The organism is Methylovorus menthalis (assembly GCF_020523625.1).
GTDB lineage: Bacteria > Pseudomonadota > Gammaproteobacteria > Burkholderiales > Methylophilaceae > Methylovorus > Methylovorus menthalis.
Window position 1 is genome coordinate 199,740 of sequence record NZ_JAJAQH010000006.1, and the last position, 18,679, is coordinate 218,418.

General features: G+C 54.1%; 18 protein-coding genes and 1 tRNA gene. 13 read left to right on the top strand and 6 right to left on the bottom strand.

The genetic code is table 11. The features are described from left to right. Positions 1 to 22 precede the first annotated feature (22 nt). On the top strand, positions 23 to 1,576 hold the full coding sequence (locus tag LG204_RS06770) for a 2-isopropylmalate synthase (protein ID WP_230336553.1): 1,554 nt from the start codon (positions 23 to 25) through the stop codon (positions 1,574 to 1,576). Between the two features lie 89 nt (positions 1,577 to 1,665). Here LG204_RS06770 and LG204_RS06775 read toward each other — a convergent pair whose 3' ends face one another. Continuing rightward, positions 1,666 to 2,331, bottom strand: coding sequence for an energy-coupling factor ABC transporter permease (locus tag LG204_RS06775; protein ID WP_230336554.1), 666 nt, complete (start codon positions 2,329 to 2,331; stop codon positions 1,666 to 1,668). A gap of 116 nt (positions 2,332 to 2,447) precedes the next feature. On the opposite strand from LG204_RS06775, the gene LG204_RS06780 reads away from it, so the two are divergent. Next, on the top strand, positions 2,448 to 3,110 hold the full coding sequence (locus tag LG204_RS06780; RefSeq protein WP_230336555.1) for a histidinol-phosphatase: 663 nt from the start codon (positions 2,448 to 2,450) through the stop codon (positions 3,108 to 3,110). A gap of 99 nt (positions 3,111 to 3,209) precedes the next feature. Here LG204_RS06780 and LG204_RS06785 read toward each other — a convergent pair whose 3' ends face one another. Then, positions 3,210 to 4,016, bottom strand: a complete 807-nt coding sequence (locus tag LG204_RS06785) for a cytochrome C assembly family protein (protein WP_230336556.1) — start codon at positions 4,014 to 4,016, stop codon at positions 3,210 to 3,212. A 103-nt stretch (positions 4,017 to 4,119) separates the two neighbouring features. Between LG204_RS06785 and ffh the strand changes: the two genes are divergently transcribed. The 8 genes from ffh to LG204_RS06825 all read left to right on the top strand — a co-directional run bounded on the left by ffh (position 4,120) and on the right by LG204_RS06825 (position 10,801). Beyond that, the gene (gene ffh, locus LG204_RS06790) at positions 4,120 to 5,472 is read left to right on the top strand and encodes a signal recognition particle protein (protein ID WP_230336557.1); all 1,353 of its coding nucleotides are present in this window, start codon (positions 4,120 to 4,122) and stop codon (positions 5,470 to 5,472) included. A 126-nt stretch (positions 5,473 to 5,598) separates the two neighbouring features. Continuing rightward, positions 5,599 to 5,674, top strand: a tRNA-Lys gene (locus tag LG204_RS06795). 356 nt (positions 5,675 to 6,030) lie between these two features. Beyond that, positions 6,031 to 6,807, top strand: coding sequence for a hypothetical protein (locus LG204_RS06800; RefSeq protein ID WP_230336558.1), 777 nt, complete (start codon positions 6,031 to 6,033; stop codon positions 6,805 to 6,807). Positions 6,808 to 6,897: 90 nt separating this feature from the next. Beyond that, entirely contained in the window at positions 6,898 to 7,434 is a 537-nt protein-coding gene (locus LG204_RS06805; RefSeq protein ID WP_230336559.1) for a YaeQ family protein, read from the top strand. 126 nt (positions 7,435 to 7,560) lie between these two features. After that, positions 7,561 to 7,869 (top strand): BON domain-containing protein, encoded by a 309-nt coding sequence (locus tag LG204_RS06810; protein WP_230336560.1) that lies wholly within the window; start codon positions 7,561 to 7,563, stop codon positions 7,867 to 7,869. 215 nt (positions 7,870 to 8,084) lie between these two features. After that, on the top strand, positions 8,085 to 8,702 hold the full coding sequence (locus LG204_RS06815) for a phosphatase PAP2 family protein (protein ID WP_230336561.1): 618 nt from the start codon (positions 8,085 to 8,087) through the stop codon (positions 8,700 to 8,702). Between the two features lie 57 nt (positions 8,703 to 8,759). Further along, a complete protein-coding gene (locus tag LG204_RS06820; protein WP_230336562.1) occupies positions 8,760 to 9,539 on the top strand; it encodes a TIGR01458 family HAD-type hydrolase in 780 nt (259 codons plus the stop codon). Between the two features lie 227 nt (positions 9,540 to 9,766). Then, the gene (locus tag LG204_RS06825; protein WP_230336563.1) at positions 9,767 to 10,801 is read left to right on the top strand and encodes a DUF481 domain-containing protein; all 1,035 of its coding nucleotides are present in this window, start codon (positions 9,767 to 9,769) and stop codon (positions 10,799 to 10,801) included. Positions 10,802 to 10,828: 27 nt separating this feature from the next. Here the strand turns inward: LG204_RS06825 and LG204_RS06830 are convergent, their stop codons facing one another. Next, on the bottom strand, positions 10,829 to 11,062 hold the full coding sequence (locus LG204_RS06830; protein ID WP_230336564.1) for a hypothetical protein: 234 nt from the start codon (positions 11,060 to 11,062) through the stop codon (positions 10,829 to 10,831). 571 nt (positions 11,063 to 11,633) lie between these two features. Between LG204_RS06830 and ppsA the strand changes: the two genes are divergently transcribed. Next, positions 11,634 to 14,003, top strand: a complete 2,370-nt coding sequence (ppsA, locus tag LG204_RS06835; protein WP_230336565.1) for a phosphoenolpyruvate synthase — start codon at positions 11,634 to 11,636, stop codon at positions 14,001 to 14,003. 136 nt (positions 14,004 to 14,139) lie between these two features. After that, positions 14,140 to 14,961 (top strand): posphoenolpyruvate synthetase regulatory kinase/phosphorylase PpsR, encoded by an 822-nt coding sequence (ppsR, locus tag LG204_RS06840; protein ID WP_230336566.1) that lies wholly within the window; start codon positions 14,140 to 14,142, stop codon positions 14,959 to 14,961. A gap of 100 nt (positions 14,962 to 15,061) precedes the next feature. Here the strand turns inward: ppsR and LG204_RS06845 are convergent, their stop codons facing one another. Then, entirely contained in the window at positions 15,062 to 15,790 is a 729-nt protein-coding gene (locus LG204_RS06845; RefSeq protein ID WP_230336567.1) for a nitroreductase family protein, read from the bottom strand. Positions 15,791 to 15,871: 81 nt separating this feature from the next. On the opposite strand from LG204_RS06845, the gene LG204_RS06850 reads away from it, so the two are divergent. Further along, positions 15,872 to 16,492 (top strand): TetR/AcrR family transcriptional regulator, encoded by a 621-nt coding sequence (locus LG204_RS06850; protein WP_230336568.1) that lies wholly within the window; start codon positions 15,872 to 15,874, stop codon positions 16,490 to 16,492. A 107-nt stretch (positions 16,493 to 16,599) separates the two neighbouring features. On the opposite strand, the gene LG204_RS06855 is transcribed toward LG204_RS06850, so the two are convergent. Continuing rightward, on the bottom strand, positions 16,600 to 17,424 hold the full coding sequence (locus LG204_RS06855; RefSeq protein WP_230336569.1) for a ferritin-like domain-containing protein: 825 nt from the start codon (positions 17,422 to 17,424) through the stop codon (positions 16,600 to 16,602). A gap of 79 nt (positions 17,425 to 17,503) precedes the next feature. After that, positions 17,504 to 18,679 (bottom strand): HPP family protein, encoded by a 1,176-nt coding sequence (locus tag LG204_RS06860; RefSeq protein ID WP_230336570.1) that lies wholly within the window; start codon positions 18,677 to 18,679, stop codon positions 17,504 to 17,506.

Sequence of the window (18,679 nt, forward strand, 5' to 3'; positions counted from 1 at the left end):
CCAAGCTTATGGACCCGACACCATGTCAGATACTATAAAAGATAACCAGTTAATCATTTTTGATACCACCTTGCGCGATGGCGAGCAGAGCCCGGGCGCTGCCATGACCAAGGAAGAGAAGATCCGCATCGCCCGCCAGCTGGAAAAGCTGGGGGTGAATGTGATCGAAGCCGGGTTTGCCGCGGCGAGCCCAGGTGATTTTGATGCGATTCATGCCATTGCCGAGATCATCAAGGAATCCACGGTCTGCTCACTGGCGCGTGCCAACGAAAACGACATCCGTCGCGCAGGGGAGGCCATCAAGCCAGCCGCCAAGGGCCGTATTCATACCTTCATTGCCACCAGCCCCATCCACATGCAGAACAAGTTGCGCATGACGCCGGAGCAAGTGCTGGAACGTGCGGTACAGGCTGTGAAGTGGGCGCTGGAATATACCGACGATGTGGAGTTCTCCGCCGAAGACGCCGTGCGTTCGGACATGGATTTCCTGGTGCAGGTGTTTACCGCGGTGATTGACGCGGGTGCCAAAACCATCAATGTGCCAGATACCGTGGGTTATTCCATCCCCGCTTTGTGGGGTGAGCGCATGCAGCAGCTGATCGCGCAGGTGCCCAATTCGCAAAAAGTTGTCTGGTCTACGCATTGCCACAATGACCTCGGCATGGCAGTGGCGAATTCGCTGGCGGCTGTCATGGGCGGCGCGCGGCAGGTGGAATGCACCATCAACGGTTTGGGCGAGCGCGCTGGCAATGCCAGTCTGGAAGAAATTGTGATGGCGGTGCGTACGCGCCGCGATGTGTTCAACCTCGAAACCAGCATTGATACCACGCAGATCGTGCCAACGTCCAAGCTGGTATCCACCATTACCGGTTATCCGGTGCAGCCGAACAAGGCCGTGGTCGGCGCCAACGCCTTTGCCCACGAGTCCGGCATTCACCAGGATGGCGTGCTGAAGCACCGCGAGACTTACGAGATCATGCGTGCCGAAGATGTGGGTTGGGGGGCTAACAAGCTCACGCTGGGCAAGCTGTCTGGCCGCAATGCCTTCCGCACCCGCTTGAATGAGCTGGGTATCCAGCTCGACAGCGAAGAAGCCTTGAATGCCGCCTTTGCCCGCTTCAAGGAATTGGCAGACAAGAAGTCCGAGATTTTTGATGAAGACCTGCATGCCTTGGTCAGCGATGACGTGATGGGCGAGGCCAGTGAGTGCTACAAACTGGTGTACCTCCAAGTATGTTCGCAGACGGGCGAAATCCCGCATGCGATTGTGACGGTGACGGAAAATAGCATTGAAAAGCGTGCAGAGTCCAATGGCGGCGGTCCGGTAGATGCGGCATTCAAAGCCATTGAGAGCATCGTCAACAGTGGTTCCGAATTGCAGCTTTACTCGGTTAACAACATTACCAGTGGCACGGATGCACAGGGCGAGGTCACGGTGCGCCTGTCCAAGGGCGGCCGTATCGTCAATGGTCAGGGCGCGGATACTGATATCGTGATTGCCTCGGCCAAAGCCTATTTGAATGGCTTGAACAAGCTGCAATCCAACGCTCAACGGGCGCATCCGCAGCCACTATAAGTTCTGCAGTAAAAGTGCTGCATGAAGATCTGCGGGTGACGCTGCCAGATGAGCCCGGCAGCGCCTTACACAATCCGGTCAGCGCTGGCTTATTTGGTTTTGAGGTAACGTTTGTCGTTAAAGGTGGATAGCCACGCAGGCCTGAATGCTGCCATCAGCGTCACCGCCATGCCTGTGAGCATGGCTTCGGACCAGGCCATGAAAATGTAGTAGGGCAAGTAATGCTCGCCCAGGTATTCGCGCTTGTAGATAGCACTTTCCGCTAGCACAAAACTGCTGGCGAGCCCGCACAGGGTAATGGCGACACCCGCACAGAAAAAGCCGACCACAAAGATATACACAAACAAATGGTTGGGCAGTTTGCGGTCTACCCAGCGGAACACGCCCCAACTGAACATGGCCGGAATTACCACCATGAGCATGAGATTCAGCCCATAGCTGAGCCAGCCTGCCATGCCAAAGGTCGTAATGCCAAGCAGCACCAGTGCCAACGCCATGATGGCAAGTTGCGGCCCAAACATCAGGCTGAGCAGGGTGGCGCCTAGCAGATGAAAATTCAGACCAGGCTTGATGCCAGCGTTGACCGCCCATACCAGCATGAGGCCTACGATGCCTGCCATGAACACATTCAACAAGCTGGTGTCTTTAAGATGGCGCCAGGGTGCGCTTTTCAGGCAAGCCAGGATAATCGCCAGACTTAATGCATTGGCGGCCCAGCAGAGCTCGGTGGGTAGTAAATGATCCGGGAAATTCATAATGGAATGACCTTTATTGCGGCCGCGAGTTCTTGAAGCTTAAGCGCCTAGGAATTGGCCGCACAAGTCTTGTACTTTACCTATTTTTGAAACGCCGTAACAGAACGGAGATTACTTTGCAGCTTGCACTTTTTGATTTGGATAACACTTTGCTGGCCGGGGATAGCGATTTTCAATGGGGGCAGTTCCTGATCGAACAGGGATTGCTCAATCGCGATGAGCATCTGGGGAAAAACCTGCAGTTTTATGAAGACTATAAAGCGGGCAATCTGGATATCTATGCTTTCCTTGAGTTTCAGCTGAAACCATTAAGCCAGCATCCGCGCAGCTTTCTGGATGAGTTGCACACGCGCTACATGCAGGAAAAAATCGCCCCCATGATCACCGACAAGGCACGTGCGCTGGTGGAAAAGCACCGTGCACATGGCGATTTGCTCATGATCATTACGGCCACCAACAGCTTTGTCACTGGCCCGATTGCCAAGGCCTTTGGTATTGATAACCTGATTGGTACGCTGCCAGAGGAAATTGATGGCCAATTCACGGGTCGTAGCACTGGCGTGCCGAGTTTTCAGGAAGGCAAGATTACCCGCCTGAACAGTTGGCTGGAAGCACGCGGGCAAACGCTCAAGGATTTTGATCAGAGCTGGTTCTACAGTGATTCGCACAATGATTTGCCACTGATGAAGCTGGTGGACAAACCAGTGGCGGTAGATCCGGACCCCACGCTGAAAGCCTATGCTGAAGGCGAGGGCTGGCCAGTGATCAGTCTGCGGTAGGCGGAGTTAGGCGTGGAGATGGTCTTGAGGGGTAATTAACCTTCAGGACGGATGAGTTGCAAATGCCCGTGCATGGAAAACCAGGCCGTGCTTCGGCTTCTAGCGATTAAGCAGGATTTCCAGCACGAACTTGGTGCCAGCATATGCCAGCAGCAAAATCACGAAGCCGCTGAGCGTCCAGCGGATGGCAGTTTTGCCGCGCCAGCCATAGGCCTGGCGGCCAAGCAGCAGACCGCCATATACCAGCCACGAAATAATGGCGAACAGGTTCTTGTGATTGAACTTCAAGGCCTGGCCAAAAATCTGTTCGGAAAACAGGGCACCGCTCAACAAGGTGAGCGTGAGCAGGAAAAAGCCCAGCGCGATGACGCGGAACAGCAGTTTTTCCATGACGATAATGGGCGGGAACTCAGGCAAGCGGCTCAGGCTGGATTTTTGATGCAGCTTGCGCTCGGCAAAGGCCATCAAACCCGCATGCAAGGCAGCAAAGGTAAACAGGCTGTAAGCCAGAATCGCAATGACCAGATGTGCCATGAACAATGGGTTGCCCAGGTAAGGCAAGACATGGTTTTCATGCATGCCATATTGCAAGAGCACGAAAAACGCCGCGGGCGGCAGCACAAAGGCCTGCAGGCTTTGCAGCGGGTAGCGCAGGTTGTTGACCCAGTAGATCAGTACCGTGAGCCAGGCAATGGCCGACAGGGCATTGTCGAAACTCAGGTTCAGGCCTTCAGTAAACATGGCGTTATACAGCAGGCCTGCATGCAGCAGCAGGCCAATGGCCAGTACCCGGCTATGCAGTTTGCGGCGGCTGACAGGATCAGAGGTTTTTACGCTACGCCAGAAGTCGATGGCGACCAGGCTATAGATCAGTGCGGTGAGCAGAAAAGGAATGAGGGCAACCATTTAGCTGTCTTGTGTCGTCAGGTCTTGGGTTAGAATTAAGTAAATACTATAACACGCGGTTTCGGCCCCTAAACGCTGGCCCGCATTACATTCGGCACGGATTATGTTTGAAAACTTAAGCGGTAGATTACAACAGGTGGTCAAAACGCTGCGCGGCCAGGCCCGTCTCAGCGAAGAAAATATCAGCGACGCCATGCGCGAAGTACGCATGGCCCTGCTGGAGGCGGACGTTGCCTTGCCCGTGGTCAAGGAGTTCATTGCCCAGGTCAAGGAGCGCGCGGTCGGGCGCGATGTATTGCAGAGCCTGACGCCCGGTCAGGCCGTGATTCAGGTGGTGCATGAAGAGCTCACGCGCCTCATGGGTGAGCAGAATGTGGGCCTTAACCTGGCGGCGGTACCTCCCGCCATTATCCTGATGGCGGGTTTGCAGGGTTCAGGTAAAACCACCACCTCGGCCAAGCTGGCGCGCCTGCTCAAGGAGCAAAAGAAGAAGGTATTGCTGGCCAGTGCCGACGTGTATCGTCCAGCTGCTATCGAGCAATTGAAAACCCTGGCCAAGAGCCTGGATGTGGACTGTTTTGACTCCAACGCCAGCCAGAAGCCGCAGGATATTGCGGCCAATGTACTCGATTTTGCCAAGCGTCATTTTTACGATGTGGTGATTTTCGATACTGCCGGCCGCTTGGGTATTGATGAAGCCATGATGGCCGAAATTCAGCAATTGCATGCATTGCTGAATCCTGTTGAAACCCTGTTTGTGGTCGACGCCATGCAAGGTCAGGATGCCGTGAATACGGCGCGTGCTTTTGGTGAAACCTTGCCACTGACGGGTGTCATTCTTACCAAGCTGGATGGCGATGCGCGTGGCGGTGCCGCCTTGTCGGTTCGCCATATCACCGGCAAGCCCATCAAGTTTGTCGGCGTCAGCGAAAAAGTTGACGGCCTGGAAGCTTTCCACCCCGAGCGCATGGCTTCACGCGTGCTGGGCATGGGCGATGTGCTGTCGCTGATTGAGCAGGCACAAAAAAATGTCGACATGGTCGAAGCGCAAAAAGTCGCCGACAAGCTCAAGTCCGGCAAAAGCTTTGACCTCGAAGATTTCAAGTCACAAATGCTGCAAATGCGCAAAATGGGCGGCATGGGTGCGCTGATGGATAAAATGCCCGCGCAGCTGGCGGGCATGGCTGGCCAGATCAACAGCGAAACTGGCGATAAAGCGATGCGTCGCATGGAGGGTATTATCAACTCCATGACGGCCGAAGAGCGCCGCAAGCCAGAGATCATCAAGGCTACGCGCAAACGCCGTATCGCCGCTGGCGCAGGCGTGCAGGTGCAGGAAGTCAACCGCCTGCTCAACCAGTTTGAAGAAATCCAGAAGATGATGAAAATGTTCTCCAAGGGCGGCATGAGCAAGATGATGCGCGCCATGCAAGGACGATTCCCCGGCATGCGCTAACGCGCCGAGTCTTTGCTAAATGAATGCTGCATAAACTTTCCCTGATTTCTGGTTGACGCGCTACGCCCTTTTCAGGATAATTGCGCGCTTTCCAAAGCAACGGAAAACATCGGGACGAAAGTCTCCGGGCTGTTAGCTCAGCTGGTAGAGCAGCGGACTTTTAATCCGTTTGTCGTGGGTTCGATCCCCGCACAGCCCACCAACACCCAAAAGGGGTTACGAGAAATCGTAACCCTTTTTTTATGCTGTTTGAATGGTGGCTTTCGCTATTCATAAGGGCCGCAACGAAGGCCCCAAAATGCAGCATATGGATTCAAGTTTATGCTAATGTCTGGCTAGAAGTGTGGTTTAGCGCCCACGCTGGTGGGCGATGATGTCGTTTTGGTTTTTACTACTGCTTGCAGCAGATAACAACCTCAATAGGCGGGTCATCCCATGCGAAATGTTGCCAGGAAAAATGTTGAGCTTGTCGTTGTGCTTCCCGTGGGGCCGACATGCAAACTAGCGTATGTCGTCGATACCATAGAGAGCATTCGTCATTACATCCGCTCGGCCCATGTGATTATTGTGCTGGATGATAGTGGAGAAGCCCTTTGCGCAGGATTGTCCACGTCATTTGATAACGTGGATGTCATCGCCACCCGGGGCAACATGGGGAAGGAGGCGGGCCTGTACATCAATCTCTCGCGTGGCTTTGCTTATGCCCATGAGCATTATGCATTCCGGGTATTGCTGCGGCTGGATACCGATGCATTGGTCATTGGCCATCACCCGGAAAAAGATGCCATTGAATGGTTTGCCCAACACCCTGAGCTGGGGATGCTCGGCTCGTACCGAGTGGATTGCAATGGGGATCCGCGGGACTTTTCCTGGCCGCGCCGCAAATTGGCGCAGAAGCTCAAGATCAACATGGCCTTGATGCTCCATCCGCGCGCATGGAAAAGCTGGTGGTTTCTAAATCAAGTGTCACGACGCAGTATCAAACATGGCTATGAGCCAGGTGAGCATTGCCTGGGTGGTGCTTATTTTCTCAGCAGCGAATGTGTTGAAAGGCTGATACAGCATCAGCTGTTGGGCCGGGAAGAATTTTTCTGGAGCGAGCTGCAAGAGGATCAGATTTTTGGTCTTCTGATGCTTGCGGTCGGGCTGAAACACGGGGATTTTGCGACGGGGCGTTTGCCTCTGGGGCTGCGCTGGCAAGGCTTGCCGAGTTCACCTGCAACATTGCTGGCGAACGAAAAGAAAGTGACACATTCAACGCGGTTTTTCGGCGACGATAATGAGTCGGCCATTCGCACTTTTTTTAAAGCGCAACGACATGCTGATGAGGTCTGACGCGATAATGCTCAGGGCCTAGCGGGTCTTTTTTTGTACATTGCAATTTATATATAGTGGTTTTCAACATGACGCATCAAGATTGTTTATATGGCCCTTAAATCCACCGTATTCAAAGCCAGTTTGCAAATTGCCGACATGGAACGGCATTACTATCAGGATCATGCCTTGACGCTGGCGCGGCATCCTTCTGAAACGGATGAGCGCATGATGGTGCGCCTCTTGGCATTTGCGCTGCATGCGGATGAGCAGTTGGCGTTTGGTCAGGGCATGACGGACGATGATGAGGCAGATCTTTGGCGGCGCGATTTGACCGGGCGCATTGAACAGTGGGTAGATGTTGGCCTGCCGGATGAGAAACTGATTCGCAAGGCGTGTGGCCGCGCTGATGAGGTACTGGTGTATGCCTATGGTGGACGTACTGCAGAGATGTGGTTTGCGCAGAATGCTTCCGGCTTCGCCCGGCTCAGCAATTTGCGGGTTTATAGTCTGCCGCAGGAGACAACGCATGCCTTGGCAGCGCTGGCCCAGCGCAGCATGAACTTGCAATGCACCATACAGGATGGCCAGGTGTGGTTAAGCGATGGTGAGGCAAGCGTGGAAGTCACCCGCGAAACATTAAAGTAGGGCGCCAGACCTACAGCGTGGTAAGTGTTCTCTGACAGGAGAATCAGCGCCCAGCTTATTCGCCATTATGCTGTTTCCTTTCACAATGGACTCGTCTTCAACAACAACCCATTATAAGGAAACGATATGAAAACAAATTTAAAAGCTCTGCTGTTGGTAAGTGCTCTGGCAATGCCGCTGAGTGGCTTTGCTGCAGACGGTGATGCCGTTTCCACCAAGTTGAGTGATACTGTGATCACGACTAAGGTGAAGGCTGCGTTTGCCAAGGATAAGCTGGTAAGCGCCAGTGACATCAAGGTTGAAACTGACAGCAATGGCCTGGTCGAATTGTCCGGCACTGCAAAAACCAAGAAAGAAGCTGAAAAAGCAGTGTTGCTCGCCAAGGGCGTAAAGGGCGTTACTGCCGTCAAGAATGAAATTGTTGTCGCAGAGTAATTGCTACAGCTAGCCGGGTGACCGGTATAAAAAAAGGCTGACTTCAATGTCGGCCTTTTTTATGTCTGCTTGATGGTGTGTTGACGCACGGTGGCGGCCAAGTCAGCTCTCTGCCATCGACGCACCAGCGCGGGTCGGCTAAACTCCAGTCATGGTCAGGATAATTTGCATGCCCAGCGTGGCGAACAAGGTAAAGGTGAATGGGGCGGGCGAACATGCGGGGCATTAGTCTGATGCTGCTGGTGCTCGCACTGAGCTTGTTGGCGATTTTTTATATAGATGCGCCGACTGCTCTATGGATCAATGCAAATTTACTCAGCTATGCGCCATTTCGCGCCTATACCCATAATCTGCCTAGCCATTTGTTCTGGGTAGTGCTTATTGGGTCTACCTTCAGTTTTTCTTTCTATTTCTATCTGCGATGGCTGGGGGACCATAGCCCCCGGCGTGACTTTTTTCTGCTGCTGGGTATCGTCCTTCCAGTCGCATTTGTCGTCAAACACCTGCTTAAGCTGGGGTTTGGTCGCGTATCGGTTCGATTGTGGGTATCCAACCCGGATGCCCACCAGATGCAGTGGTTTCAGATAGGCAAGCGCTGGTATGACGCCTTTCCATCCGGCCACATGGTGGTATTCATGACGGTATTCATGGCGTTGTGGCAATTTTATCCGCGCTGGCGCAATGTGTATTTTATGGGCGCGTTGCTACTGGCTTTCGCTTTAGTGGCGACCAACTACCATTATGTGAGTGATGTGATTGCGGGTACATATATTGGCATGCTGGTGTATTGGGTTACCCGCTGGGCCGTATTGAGGGAGCGTAAGTGTGGCTAGGGTTGGCATCGTTGATGCTTGCATACAAGTGTTATCAGTGTGCAAAAAGGAGTCATCATGGATCCGCTAGATACAATCAAAGGCGTGCTGTTTGATCTCGATGGCGTGCTCTATATCGGTGGCAAGCCAGTAGAAGGGGCGATAGATGCCGTAGACCGTATTCGCAACGCGGGTTTGCCTTGTCGCTTCGTCACCAATACCAGCACGCTATCGCTGACATCGTTGCAGGTAAAGCTTGCCAGCCTGGGCTTTGCCGTCGATACCGACGAAATCATCAGTGCCACGCAGGCAGCGCGTTTATATTTGATGCGGCAGGGTGATCCGGTCTGCCGATTCTTGCTGGCGGAAGATGTCATGCAGGATTTTGCCGATTTCCGCCAGTCAGACACCGAGGCCGAATTTATTGTGATTGGGGATATCGGCGATGCCTGGTCTTATCGCTTGTTGAATGAAGTCTTCAACTGCCTGATGCGCGGCGCCAAGTTGATCGCCATTCATAAAAACCGGTACTGGCAAACCGAGCAGGGATTGCAGATGGATATCGGGGCTTTTATCACGGGTCTGGAATATGCCAGCGGCGCGCAGACTACGCTGATGGGCAAGCCCTCGGCCGATTTTTTTGCCATGGCGTTGATCAGCATGGGCGTGGCGGCGTGTGATGCCGTACTTATCGGCGATGATATTGATGCTGACATTGGCGGTGCTCAGCAGGCAGGCCTGCGTGGTGTGCTGGTGCAAACCGGCAAGTATCGCCAGCCTTACTGTGATGCCTCGTCTATTCAGCCCGACAGAGTGATTCCATCCATACGCGAGTTTCCTGATTTGCTGGGCGTTTAGCCCGTTTAGCCAGCGTGCTTGTCGAAGTTGGCATTGCCCCCGCTGCGAATTTTTTCGCCCTTATGCAGTCATGTTGAATAAGCCTCGTGCTGGCGCTGCTCTTTGATTACCCAGAATTTAGCCAATGTTGATTTCAAATTTGCCCAATGTTGGGCGCAATAGCGAATATACAAAAGTCACTGCCCGCAGGTATGTCGACATCAAGCAACAACATCAGGAGGAACTACATGCAGGTATCTGCGTATGCGAAAATCATGGTCTCGGCGTCTCTTATAGTACTGTCATGCCATGCCCAGGCGGATCAATTGCGCCTCAAAAATGGCGATGTGCTGACCGGAGAAGTGCTGAAGAAAGAAGGCGATGCCGTTGAGTTCAGAACAGCCTATGCCGGTGTCATCAAGGTGGTGTGGGCAGAAATTGCCAGCCTGGACTCTGCGAAGGCGCTGGATATCGTACTCAATGACAAGGAGCGGGTAGAAGGCGCGTTTGTCAGCCTGGATGATGTTGAAGATGGCCGCGCCTGGATCAAGCTTGAGAATGAGCAATACCGGGATATTGAGCTCGCAGAGCTGCGCTATATCAACCCCTCGCCTGAGCTGGTGCGCGGTGGGTATAGGTGGACGGGCCGTATCAATGTCGGTGGTACCTGGACACAGGGTAACTCCGAAACCCAGGCCTTGCGGCTGGATACAGAAACCATTATTCGTACGCTGCAGAATCGGTATACCGCCGGCGCCATCTTCAACCGGGCGGAGGATCGCGGCAACAGCACGCAATTCAATAGCCGTGGCTATGCCAAGTATGACCATTTCTGGAGTCGGCGCTGGTATGCCTACGGCACCACATCACTGGAACAGGATAGGTTCCGGGATCTGCAGATGTTGACAACCATTGGTGGCGGGTCTGGTTACCAGATGTATGAGTCGCCCAACCTGAATCTGTCACTGGAAGGTGGTTTGGCCTATGTGAGCGAGCGCCATTACACCGACCCCGACAAAAACTATGCGGCATTGCGCTGGGCGGTGAAATATGACCAGCGATTCTTCAATGGCTTTACCCAGTTTTTCCATGAGCATGAAGCGCTCATGAGTATGGAAGATACACGCGATATGCTGATTTACGCCAAAACCGGTTTCCGCTTCCCGCTGACGGAGCGGCTGAATGCCTCCACACAATGGAATGTCACGTGGGATGGCAGCCCGACGCCGGGGCGCAAGGAACTGGATTCCACGTTGCTCTTTAGCGCGGGCTATTCCTGGTAATGCTGGATTGGCGCTCGGATGGGTAAATCAGTGCGGGTGTTTTTTTTGCTGGGCGCGCGCCTGCTTGCGTAGCTTGCGCGCCTCGCGCCATTCGCGAATCCGGCGGCGGCGCAAAAGAATGATGATGATCATGATGGCCCACCCAAAAGCGAGCAGGTGAGCTAAGCCGCTATAAATGCTGACGACAACCAGATGCGGAAACGATGTAGTGAGCACCAGTGGCAACAGGGCGAGCAGTAGTACCAGGAATATCAGTATCATGAGCGTCCTTTGCGCTAATAAACATCAAGGTGGCAGGGTTGGATGCCGCCCCGGCGCTGGAGGTTCCAGGAAGGCGGGGCCGCGAATTATATCAGTACATTTTTCCGGCGACAGGGTAGCTTGTCACACAATGCGCTCCGATATTTGCTGCTATTTCCAACAAGCTGTCGTCAACCCCAGACAATGCCTGTAAGCGGATTAGTCCTTTCGGCCTAAATACGTTTTAGGCTGGTGAACTCAGCCGTTTTTACTGTATTATTTCAACCTGAATCAGCATGGTTTTGCTGCACTTGTGCAGCTGGCGTCTGCCGTCAAGAATAGATAAGGACTATGGCAGGACAAATGATTTAGTCGTATATGTGAATGAGCTGGGGAGCGGCTCGTAGCATGTCGCCTGCTCAAGGCAATATTCTCGTGGTTGTGCGTTCAGTGCACTCAATTAGTGATATCAATAAATTTAAGCCCAGTTTTAACAAGCCTGTCAGCAATGTGTTTATGCATTTGCTAACTCAACCTTGAAATTATGAAATTCATACGCGCCTTAAAACCGCTATGAACGCATGAGGAAAATATGTCGGAATACGTCATTGCTTTTGAAAAGTTGCGAAATACGGATGTGCCTGAAGTTGGGGGCAAGAATGCTTCGCTGGGGGAAATGATCAGCCAGCTGACTTCAAAAGGGGTTCGCGTGCCGACTGGCTTTGCGACAACGGCCCATGCCTATCGCGAGTTTCTGGCGCAAGATGGTTTGGCAGATCGCATCAATGCCGAGCTCGACAAACTGGACGTGGAAGATGTTACCGCGCTGGCAGTCTGTGGCAGCAAGATCCGCGAATGGATCATGCAGGCTTCTTTCCCGGCCGCATTGAAAGACGCCATTGCCGAGCATTACGCTACGTTAACCGCTTCCTCCGGTCAGAATGTGACCTTCGCTGTGCGTTCTTCCGCCACGGCTGAAGACTTGCCTGACGCATCCTTTGCTGGTCAGCAAGAAACTTTCCTCAATATTCAAGGCCTGGACAACATTCTGCACGCCATCAAGGAAGTATTTGCTTCCCTGTATAACGACCGTGCGATTTCCTACCGCGTACACAAGGGCTTCCTGCATGCAGATGTGGCCTTGTCTGCAGGTATTCAGCGCATGGTGCGCAGCGACATCGGCGCTGCCGGTGTGATGTTCACCATTGATACCGAATCCGGCTTCAAGGATGTCGCGTTCATTACCGCTTCTTACGGCCTGGGTGAAACCGTGGTGCAAGGTGCCGTGAACCCTGACGAATTCTATGTACACAAGCCATTGCTGGCGCAGGGCCGCCCCGCCATTGTGCGCCGCACCCTGGGTTCCAAGGCCATCAAGATGGTGTTTGGTGATGTACAGCAAGCAGGCAAAAGCACCATCACGAAGGATGTAGACCCTGCACTCAGCATCAAATACTGTCTGAGCGACGAAGATGTGCTGGAGCTGGCACGCTATGCCGTGATCATTGAAGAGCACTACGGTCGCCCGATGGACATCGAATGGGGCAAAGACGGCGTGGATGGCAAGATGTACATCCTGCAGGCCCGCCCGGAAACCGTGAAGTCGCAAACCGGTAATGTGATCGAGACTTTCCAGATCAAACACAGCAGCTCGCCGATTGTGACTGGCCGTGCCGTGACGCAAAAAGTGGGCGTAGGCCCTGTGCGTATCGTGCGTGATCCCGCTGAAATGAACAGCGTGCAGCCAGGCGACGTGCTGGTGGCTGACATGACAGACCCGAACTGGGAACCGGTGATGAAGCGTGCTTCTGCCCTGGTGACCAACCGTGGTGGCCGTACCTGCCATGCCGCGATTATCGCGCGTGAACTGGGTATCCCCGCGATTGTGGGTTCCGTGGATGCGACCGATGTGCTGAAAGATGGCGACATCGTGACCGTCTCCTGTGCTGAAGGCGAAACCGGCTATGTATATGCTGGCGCGCTGGACTATGAAGTTTCCAGCCAGGAAGCCGCCGCACTGGGCAAGGCTCCGGTCAAGATCATGATGAACGTGGGCAACCCTGACATGGCGTTCAGCTTTGCGCAGACACCAAATGATGGTGTTGGCCTGGCCCGTCTTGAATTCGTGATCAACAACATGATCGGCATTCACCCCAAGGCCATCCTCAATATTGATACCCTGCCAGCCGACATGAAGGCAGAAGTGCAACGCCGTGCCAATGGCTACGCCAGCCCGCGCGACTTCTACATTGAAAAGGTCGTCGAAGGTGTAGCCACCATTGCTTCTGCGTTCTACCCCAAGCCCGTGATCGTGCGTTTGTCGGACTTCAAGTCCAACGAATACAAGAAGCTGGTCGGTGGTGATATTTACGAGCCAGATGAAGAAAACCCGATGATCGGCTTCCGTGGCGCTTCGCGTTACATCGATGGCGATTTCCGCAAGTCATTCGATATGGAATGTATTGCCATGCGCAAGGTGCGCGAAGAAATCGGCCTGACCAACGTCGAGCTGATGGTGCCGTTTGTTCGTACGCTGGATGAAGCCCGTGCCGTGATCGAGATCCTGGAAAGCCATGGTCTCAAGCGCGGTGTGAATGGCTTGCGCCTGATCATGATGTGCGAAATCCCATCCAATGCCTTGCTGGCCGAGCAGTTCCTTGAGCTGTTTGATGGCTTCTCGATTGGCTCCAATGACCTGACTCAGCTCACGCTGGGTATGGACCGCGACTCCGGCTTCTTCTCTGCCGGTTTCGACGAGCGTAACGATGCTGTCAAGGTGCTGTTGAAAATGGCGATTTCCACTGCCAACCGTCTCAACAAGTACGTGGGTATCTGCGGTCAGGGTCCATCTGACCATCCAGACTTCGCTGAATGGCTGGTCAAGGAAGGCATCCAGTCGGTATCACTCAACCCCGATACCGTGGTTACCACCTGGCAGCGCCTGGCCGCCGCCAACAAATAGCAAATAATGGTATAGTCCAAGGGCTGCCTCAGGGCAGCCCTTTTTACTGATACACCGCGCTGCCGCAAGGCAGCTCTTAATTGTTGGCTAGCGCTATACTGGCCTTTTACTTGACCATCTACAGAGCGCCCTGATCATGACCCATGACCGTTCCGTTTTTTTTGTTTCGGACAACACCGGTATTACGGCTGAATCCATAGGCCATTTGCTGGCGCACTTTCCTACCGTCAAACTGCGTCAACTCCGCTTTCCGTTTATTGATACGCTGGACAAGCTGCAGGTCGCGATTGACCGCATCAAGGAGGCCACCAAGGAAGACGGCGTGCGCCCGATTGTCGTCATGACCCTGGTCAAGCCCGACTTTCGTGCCAAGCTCAAGGAAGTGGATGCCATGTTCCTGGATCTCTTCGGTACTTTTATTGATCCACTGGCCAGCGAGCTGGGGCTTGAGCCCTCGCAAGGCGTGGGCATTACCCACGGCGCCGCAAGTCAGGGCTACAACAACCGTATTGAAGCTATCAATTTTTCCCTAGGCCATGACGACGGCATGACCAATTCCGGCCTGGAAGAAGCTGAGGTGATCCTGGTGGGCGTATCGCGCTGTGGCAAAACGCCAACCAGCCTCTATCTCGCCATGCAGTTCGGCATCAAGGCAGCTAACTATCCGCTGATTCCTGAAGACTTTGACCGCATGCGCCTGCCAGCCGTGCTGGAAAATTACCCGGAAAAACTCTACGGCCTCAGCATCAGTCCAGATCGTTTGCATTCCGTGCGAAGCGAGCGCCGCCCAAACAGCTTCTACGCCTCGCTGGACAACTGCCGTGATGAAGTTGCCAAGGCAGAAGATCTGATGAAACGTGCCGGCGTCACCTGGATTGATTCCACCCACCGCTCCATTGAGGAGCTGGCCACGGTTATTCTGCAAAAGATCCGCGTGCCGATTCGTCAGTACGGTTAAAAAGCGGGCATGCCTGCCATGCTGGTTTGATAAAGCATAAAAACCCAAGACTGTGTGCTTGGGTTTTTTCATTATGGCGCCTGTTAGAACCTTTAAATATTTAATGCGTTATCAAGGTTTCATTGAATTGACGGCGCCATTGCATTTCAATGCGCGCATCTTCCGCCCGGTAGCCCAGGGCAATCACAATCGGAATAACGCTGCCTCTTGGCAGCTGCAATAGCTGGGCGATTTTTACGGCAGAAAACCCTTCCATTGGGCAAGAGTCGACACCTTTGGCCGCTGCTGCCAGCATGATGGTGTGTGCCGAAAAAATAGCATTCCGGGCCGCCCAGTTTTGGCTGCCGATGTTCCCTATCGGCAACAAGGATAAACACGGACGCAGCAGGGTGGCGGCATACATGAACGGAGTCCAGAATGCTGAAGCCCCTATGCCCAATACCGTATTGAACATCTTCATTTGTTTTCGGTAATACGCTTTTGATTTTGCGCTGAGTACATCGGATAGCTCGGCATAGGCGAGCTGCCTGCTAGCGGTATGTTTGGCGATGGCTGCACTTGCGGAAATGACGATGATTTCTGCCGCTGTGGCAGCGGCCTGCTGATGATTGCAAGCCGCGGCGACTTCGGCTTTTAGTTGTGGACTGCGAATCCAATGTAATTGATAGGGTTGCAAGTTTCCACTAGAGGGTGCGAGCGCAGCTTCAACAAGCAACTCCTGAATATCACGCTCCGGAATGGATAATGCGCTGAATTTTCGGATCGCTCTGCGCTGTCGGTTAATACTTTGGAAGGCCTCCCAGTTTGATGGGATAAAGGTAGTTGTCACAATCGGGTCTCTGTGTTTGAATGAGTGAAAATAGTAAGTTATTGCTTTAATTATTGATACTCACATTCCCCGAAGGCACCCATGGCCAAGCCCAACCTGATGACGAAGCCCAGAAAGCAGCCGTTGCAAGCGCGTTCCCGTGCGACGGTAGAGGCCATTATGCAAGCTTCAACTTATATTTTGAACGAGTCTGGGTGGGGTGGTTTAAATACCAATGCCATTGCCGCGCGTGCCGGGGTGAATATTGCTTCGCTCTACCAGTTTTTTCCTAACAAGCAGGCGGTGATCGCTGAGTTGCAGCGTCGCCATGCTGCCTCCATGCATGATGACATGCGTAACGCAATGCTGCGCATGAGCCAGCAACCTACGCTCAGGTCGGCACTTGAGGTGGTTATTGACATGGTGATCCAAGAGCACCGCAAGGCCCCTGATATGCATAAAGCGATTGCAGAGGAGTTGCCATTGTCCCAATGCATCATTGAAGACAGTAACAAAGGGATACTGGAAAGCATGATGCATGCGTTGCAGCCCTTCATGAAAAACGTACCTGATCCTGAGCTGGCCACCTACATGGTGGGTATCAGTATTAAAGCCATTATTCATCAAGTAACGAATGAAAAACCCGCGCTGCTGGATGAGCCAAGCCTGGTAAGCGAACTGGTGACGTTAGCGGAGAGATTTCTGTTACGTCAGGATAAATAGCCTGAATATAGCAAGGGTTACGCTTGCAACTTGTTGTGCCCGATTGCCGAATTGGCTATGAATACAGATGATGTGTTGAGACGGACTTTTCAGTAAATCGACAATGGTTAGTCAGATGCCTGACCCAATAGCGATTCCAGCTCGGCATCACTAAAGCCAGCAGCGCGGCGGGCTTCCATATTGAATGGGCCGCGCAGGGTGGGTGCGCTGTAGCGCGAGGCCAACTCGGCATAGGTCGCCAGAGGCTCAAGCTTGCCCTGTTCGCAAAGCCAGCCGAACCAGCGATTACCGACGGCAACATGGCCAATTTCATCACGCAGGATGATATCGAGAATGGCGGCCGCCGCCATGTCACCTGCCTGGGCGAGTTTGGCGCGCAGGGGCGGCGAGGCATCCAGGCCGCGGGCTTCCATGGTGCGGGGTACCAGCGCAATGCGCGCCAGGATGTCATGTTCTGTGCGGGTAGCCATTTCCCACAGGCTGTTGTGGGCGGGGAAGTCGCCATAGCGGTAGCCCATAGTCACGAGATGCTCTTGCAACAAGCTGAAGTGCAAGGCTTCTTCCTGCGCGACTTGCAGCCAGTCGGCATAAAAGGCATCTGGCATGCCGGGAAAGCGCCAGATCACGTCCAGCGCCAGATTGATCGCGTTGAATTCAATATGGGCCAGTGCATGAATCAAGGTGGCGCGGCCTTCCACGGTACGCATGTTGCGGCGCTTGACCGCAAGCGGCGAGACCAGCTCGGGTTGCAGTGGGCGACCGGGAATCGACAGCTGTGCCTGGTCTGGCGCCATACTGAGGTCAGCGGCGCTATGCAGTGCAACCTCCCCCGACTGATACGCACTATGCAAGTCAGTCACGCCTGCGACTTTGCGGCTGGGTTCTGCTTCGGCCAGCCAGACGAGGGCCGCTTGTCGGAGTTCAGTAGGCATGGCTATCAAGGCTTGATGTGAGCGGGCAGTGTAAACGATCCCTCGCCAGCATGGAAACGATGCAGGTCCGCGTACCTCATCATCCGCTCGCCATGCTGTTGAGGCGGCCGCGGTAGAGCCCGGCAATCAGGTCGAACTGACTGATCATGCCGGCCAGGCGGTGCTCCTGATCCACCACCGGAATATGATGAAGATTGTGCTCGGACACCAAGGGGATCAACTCCACAATGTGCATGTCGGTGCTGGCGGTGATCACGCGGTTGGTCATGATCTGGCCGACCACTTCGGGTTTATCGCTATGCGTGTAGGGGATGCGTTGCACCACCTGTTTCAGCTTCCTGGCAATGCCCTGATAGCCGGTGAGGTCGGCCTGCCGCATGAAATCCCCCTGGGTAATAATGCCGCACACACGGCGTGCCTTGTCGAGCACGGGCAAGGCCTTCAGGTGATGGCGCAGCAGCAGTTGCCAGGCTTCTTCCAGTGTCGTGCCAAACTCCACCGTGATCAGCGAACGCGACATGATGTCCTGGCAGCGTATTTCGCCAAAGCGGCGCCGATAGGCATGCATTTCCGTCTGCAGAAATAACGACTCCAGATCATCGCGGCTGATATCCAGCACCTGGTTGTAGTCCTTGAGCACCGCATCCATGTCGGCGTGGGTAAAGCCCATGCGCGCAAGTGGTGGAATATCCTGCGTCTCATGCAGCGAATGCTCCGGCTCCAGTTGCTGGGCATGCGGGTAAGGGCGGCGGGTGGCATTGTTGTATACCAGCGCGACTACCAGCAACAGTAGTGAATTCAAGCCAACCGGCATCAGCACATACTCCCAGCCCAGCTGGTGGATGGCTGGGCCGCCGATGACGGCGGTCAAGGCGACGGCGCCACCTGGCGGATGCAAACAGCGCATGGCAAACATCAACCCTATCGCCAGAAAAATGGCGGCAGCCGCCGCGAGCAGTGGCGAAGGTATCCAGCTGGCGCAGATCACGCCCGCGATGGCCGAAAGCATATTGCCACCCATGATGGACCAGGGTTGCGCCAGCGGGCTGGCCGGGGCTGCATAGAGCAGGACTGCAGATGCGCCTATCGGGGCCATCAGATACGGCAAGCTGGCATGATCCACCAGCAGTGCACTCAAGCTGGCGGTGATCAAGATGCCCAGCAGAGCCCCGCAGCAGGCTCGCAAGCGCTCGGTGTGGCTTACCATATTGGGTTGCGGGCGAAAGCGCCGCATGAACTGCATCAAGGCATGCAT

Bases quoted from the DNA above. Each gene is read 5' to 3' on its own strand.
- LG204_RS06770 (WP_230336553.1), top strand. From the start codon at position 23: ATGTCAGATACTATAAAAGATAACCAGTTAATCATTTTTGATACCACC.
- LG204_RS06775 (WP_230336554.1), bottom strand. From the start codon at position 2,331: ATGAATTTCCCGGATCATTTACTACCCACCGAGCTCTGCTGGGCCGCC.
- LG204_RS06785 (WP_230336556.1), bottom strand. From the start codon at position 4,016: ATGGTTGCCCTCATTCCTTTTCTGCTCACCGCACTGATCTATAGCCTG.
- ffh (WP_230336557.1), top strand. From the start codon at position 4,120: ATGTTTGAAAACTTAAGCGGTAGATTACAACAGGTGGTCAAAACGCTG.
- LG204_RS06805 (WP_230336559.1), top strand. From the start codon at position 6,898: ATGGCCCTTAAATCCACCGTATTCAAAGCCAGTTTGCAAATTGCCGAC.
- LG204_RS06810 (WP_230336560.1), top strand. From the start codon at position 7,561: ATGAAAACAAATTTAAAAGCTCTGCTGTTGGTAAGTGCTCTGGCAATG.
- LG204_RS06815 (WP_230336561.1), top strand. From the start codon at position 8,085: ATGCGGGGCATTAGTCTGATGCTGCTGGTGCTCGCACTGAGCTTGTTG.
- LG204_RS06820 (WP_230336562.1), top strand. From the start codon at position 8,760: ATGGATCCGCTAGATACAATCAAAGGCGTGCTGTTTGATCTCGATGGC.
- LG204_RS06825 (WP_230336563.1), top strand. From the start codon at position 9,767: ATGCAGGTATCTGCGTATGCGAAAATCATGGTCTCGGCGTCTCTTATA.
- LG204_RS06830 (WP_230336564.1), bottom strand. From the start codon at position 11,062: ATGATACTGATATTCCTGGTACTACTGCTCGCCCTGTTGCCACTGGTG.
- ppsA (WP_230336565.1), top strand. From the start codon at position 11,634: ATGTCGGAATACGTCATTGCTTTTGAAAAGTTGCGAAATACGGATGTG.
- ppsR (WP_230336566.1), top strand. From the start codon at position 14,140: ATGACCCATGACCGTTCCGTTTTTTTTGTTTCGGACAACACCGGTATT.
- LG204_RS06850 (WP_230336568.1), top strand. From the start codon at position 15,872: ATGGCCAAGCCCAACCTGATGACGAAGCCCAGAAAGCAGCCGTTGCAA.
- LG204_RS06855 (WP_230336569.1), bottom strand. From the start codon at position 17,424: ATGCCTACTGAACTCCGACAAGCGGCCCTCGTCTGGCTGGCCGAAGCA.
- LG204_RS06860 (WP_230336570.1), bottom strand. From the start codon at position 18,679: ATGCATGCCTTGATGCAGTTCATGCGGCGCTTTCGCCCGCAACCCAAT.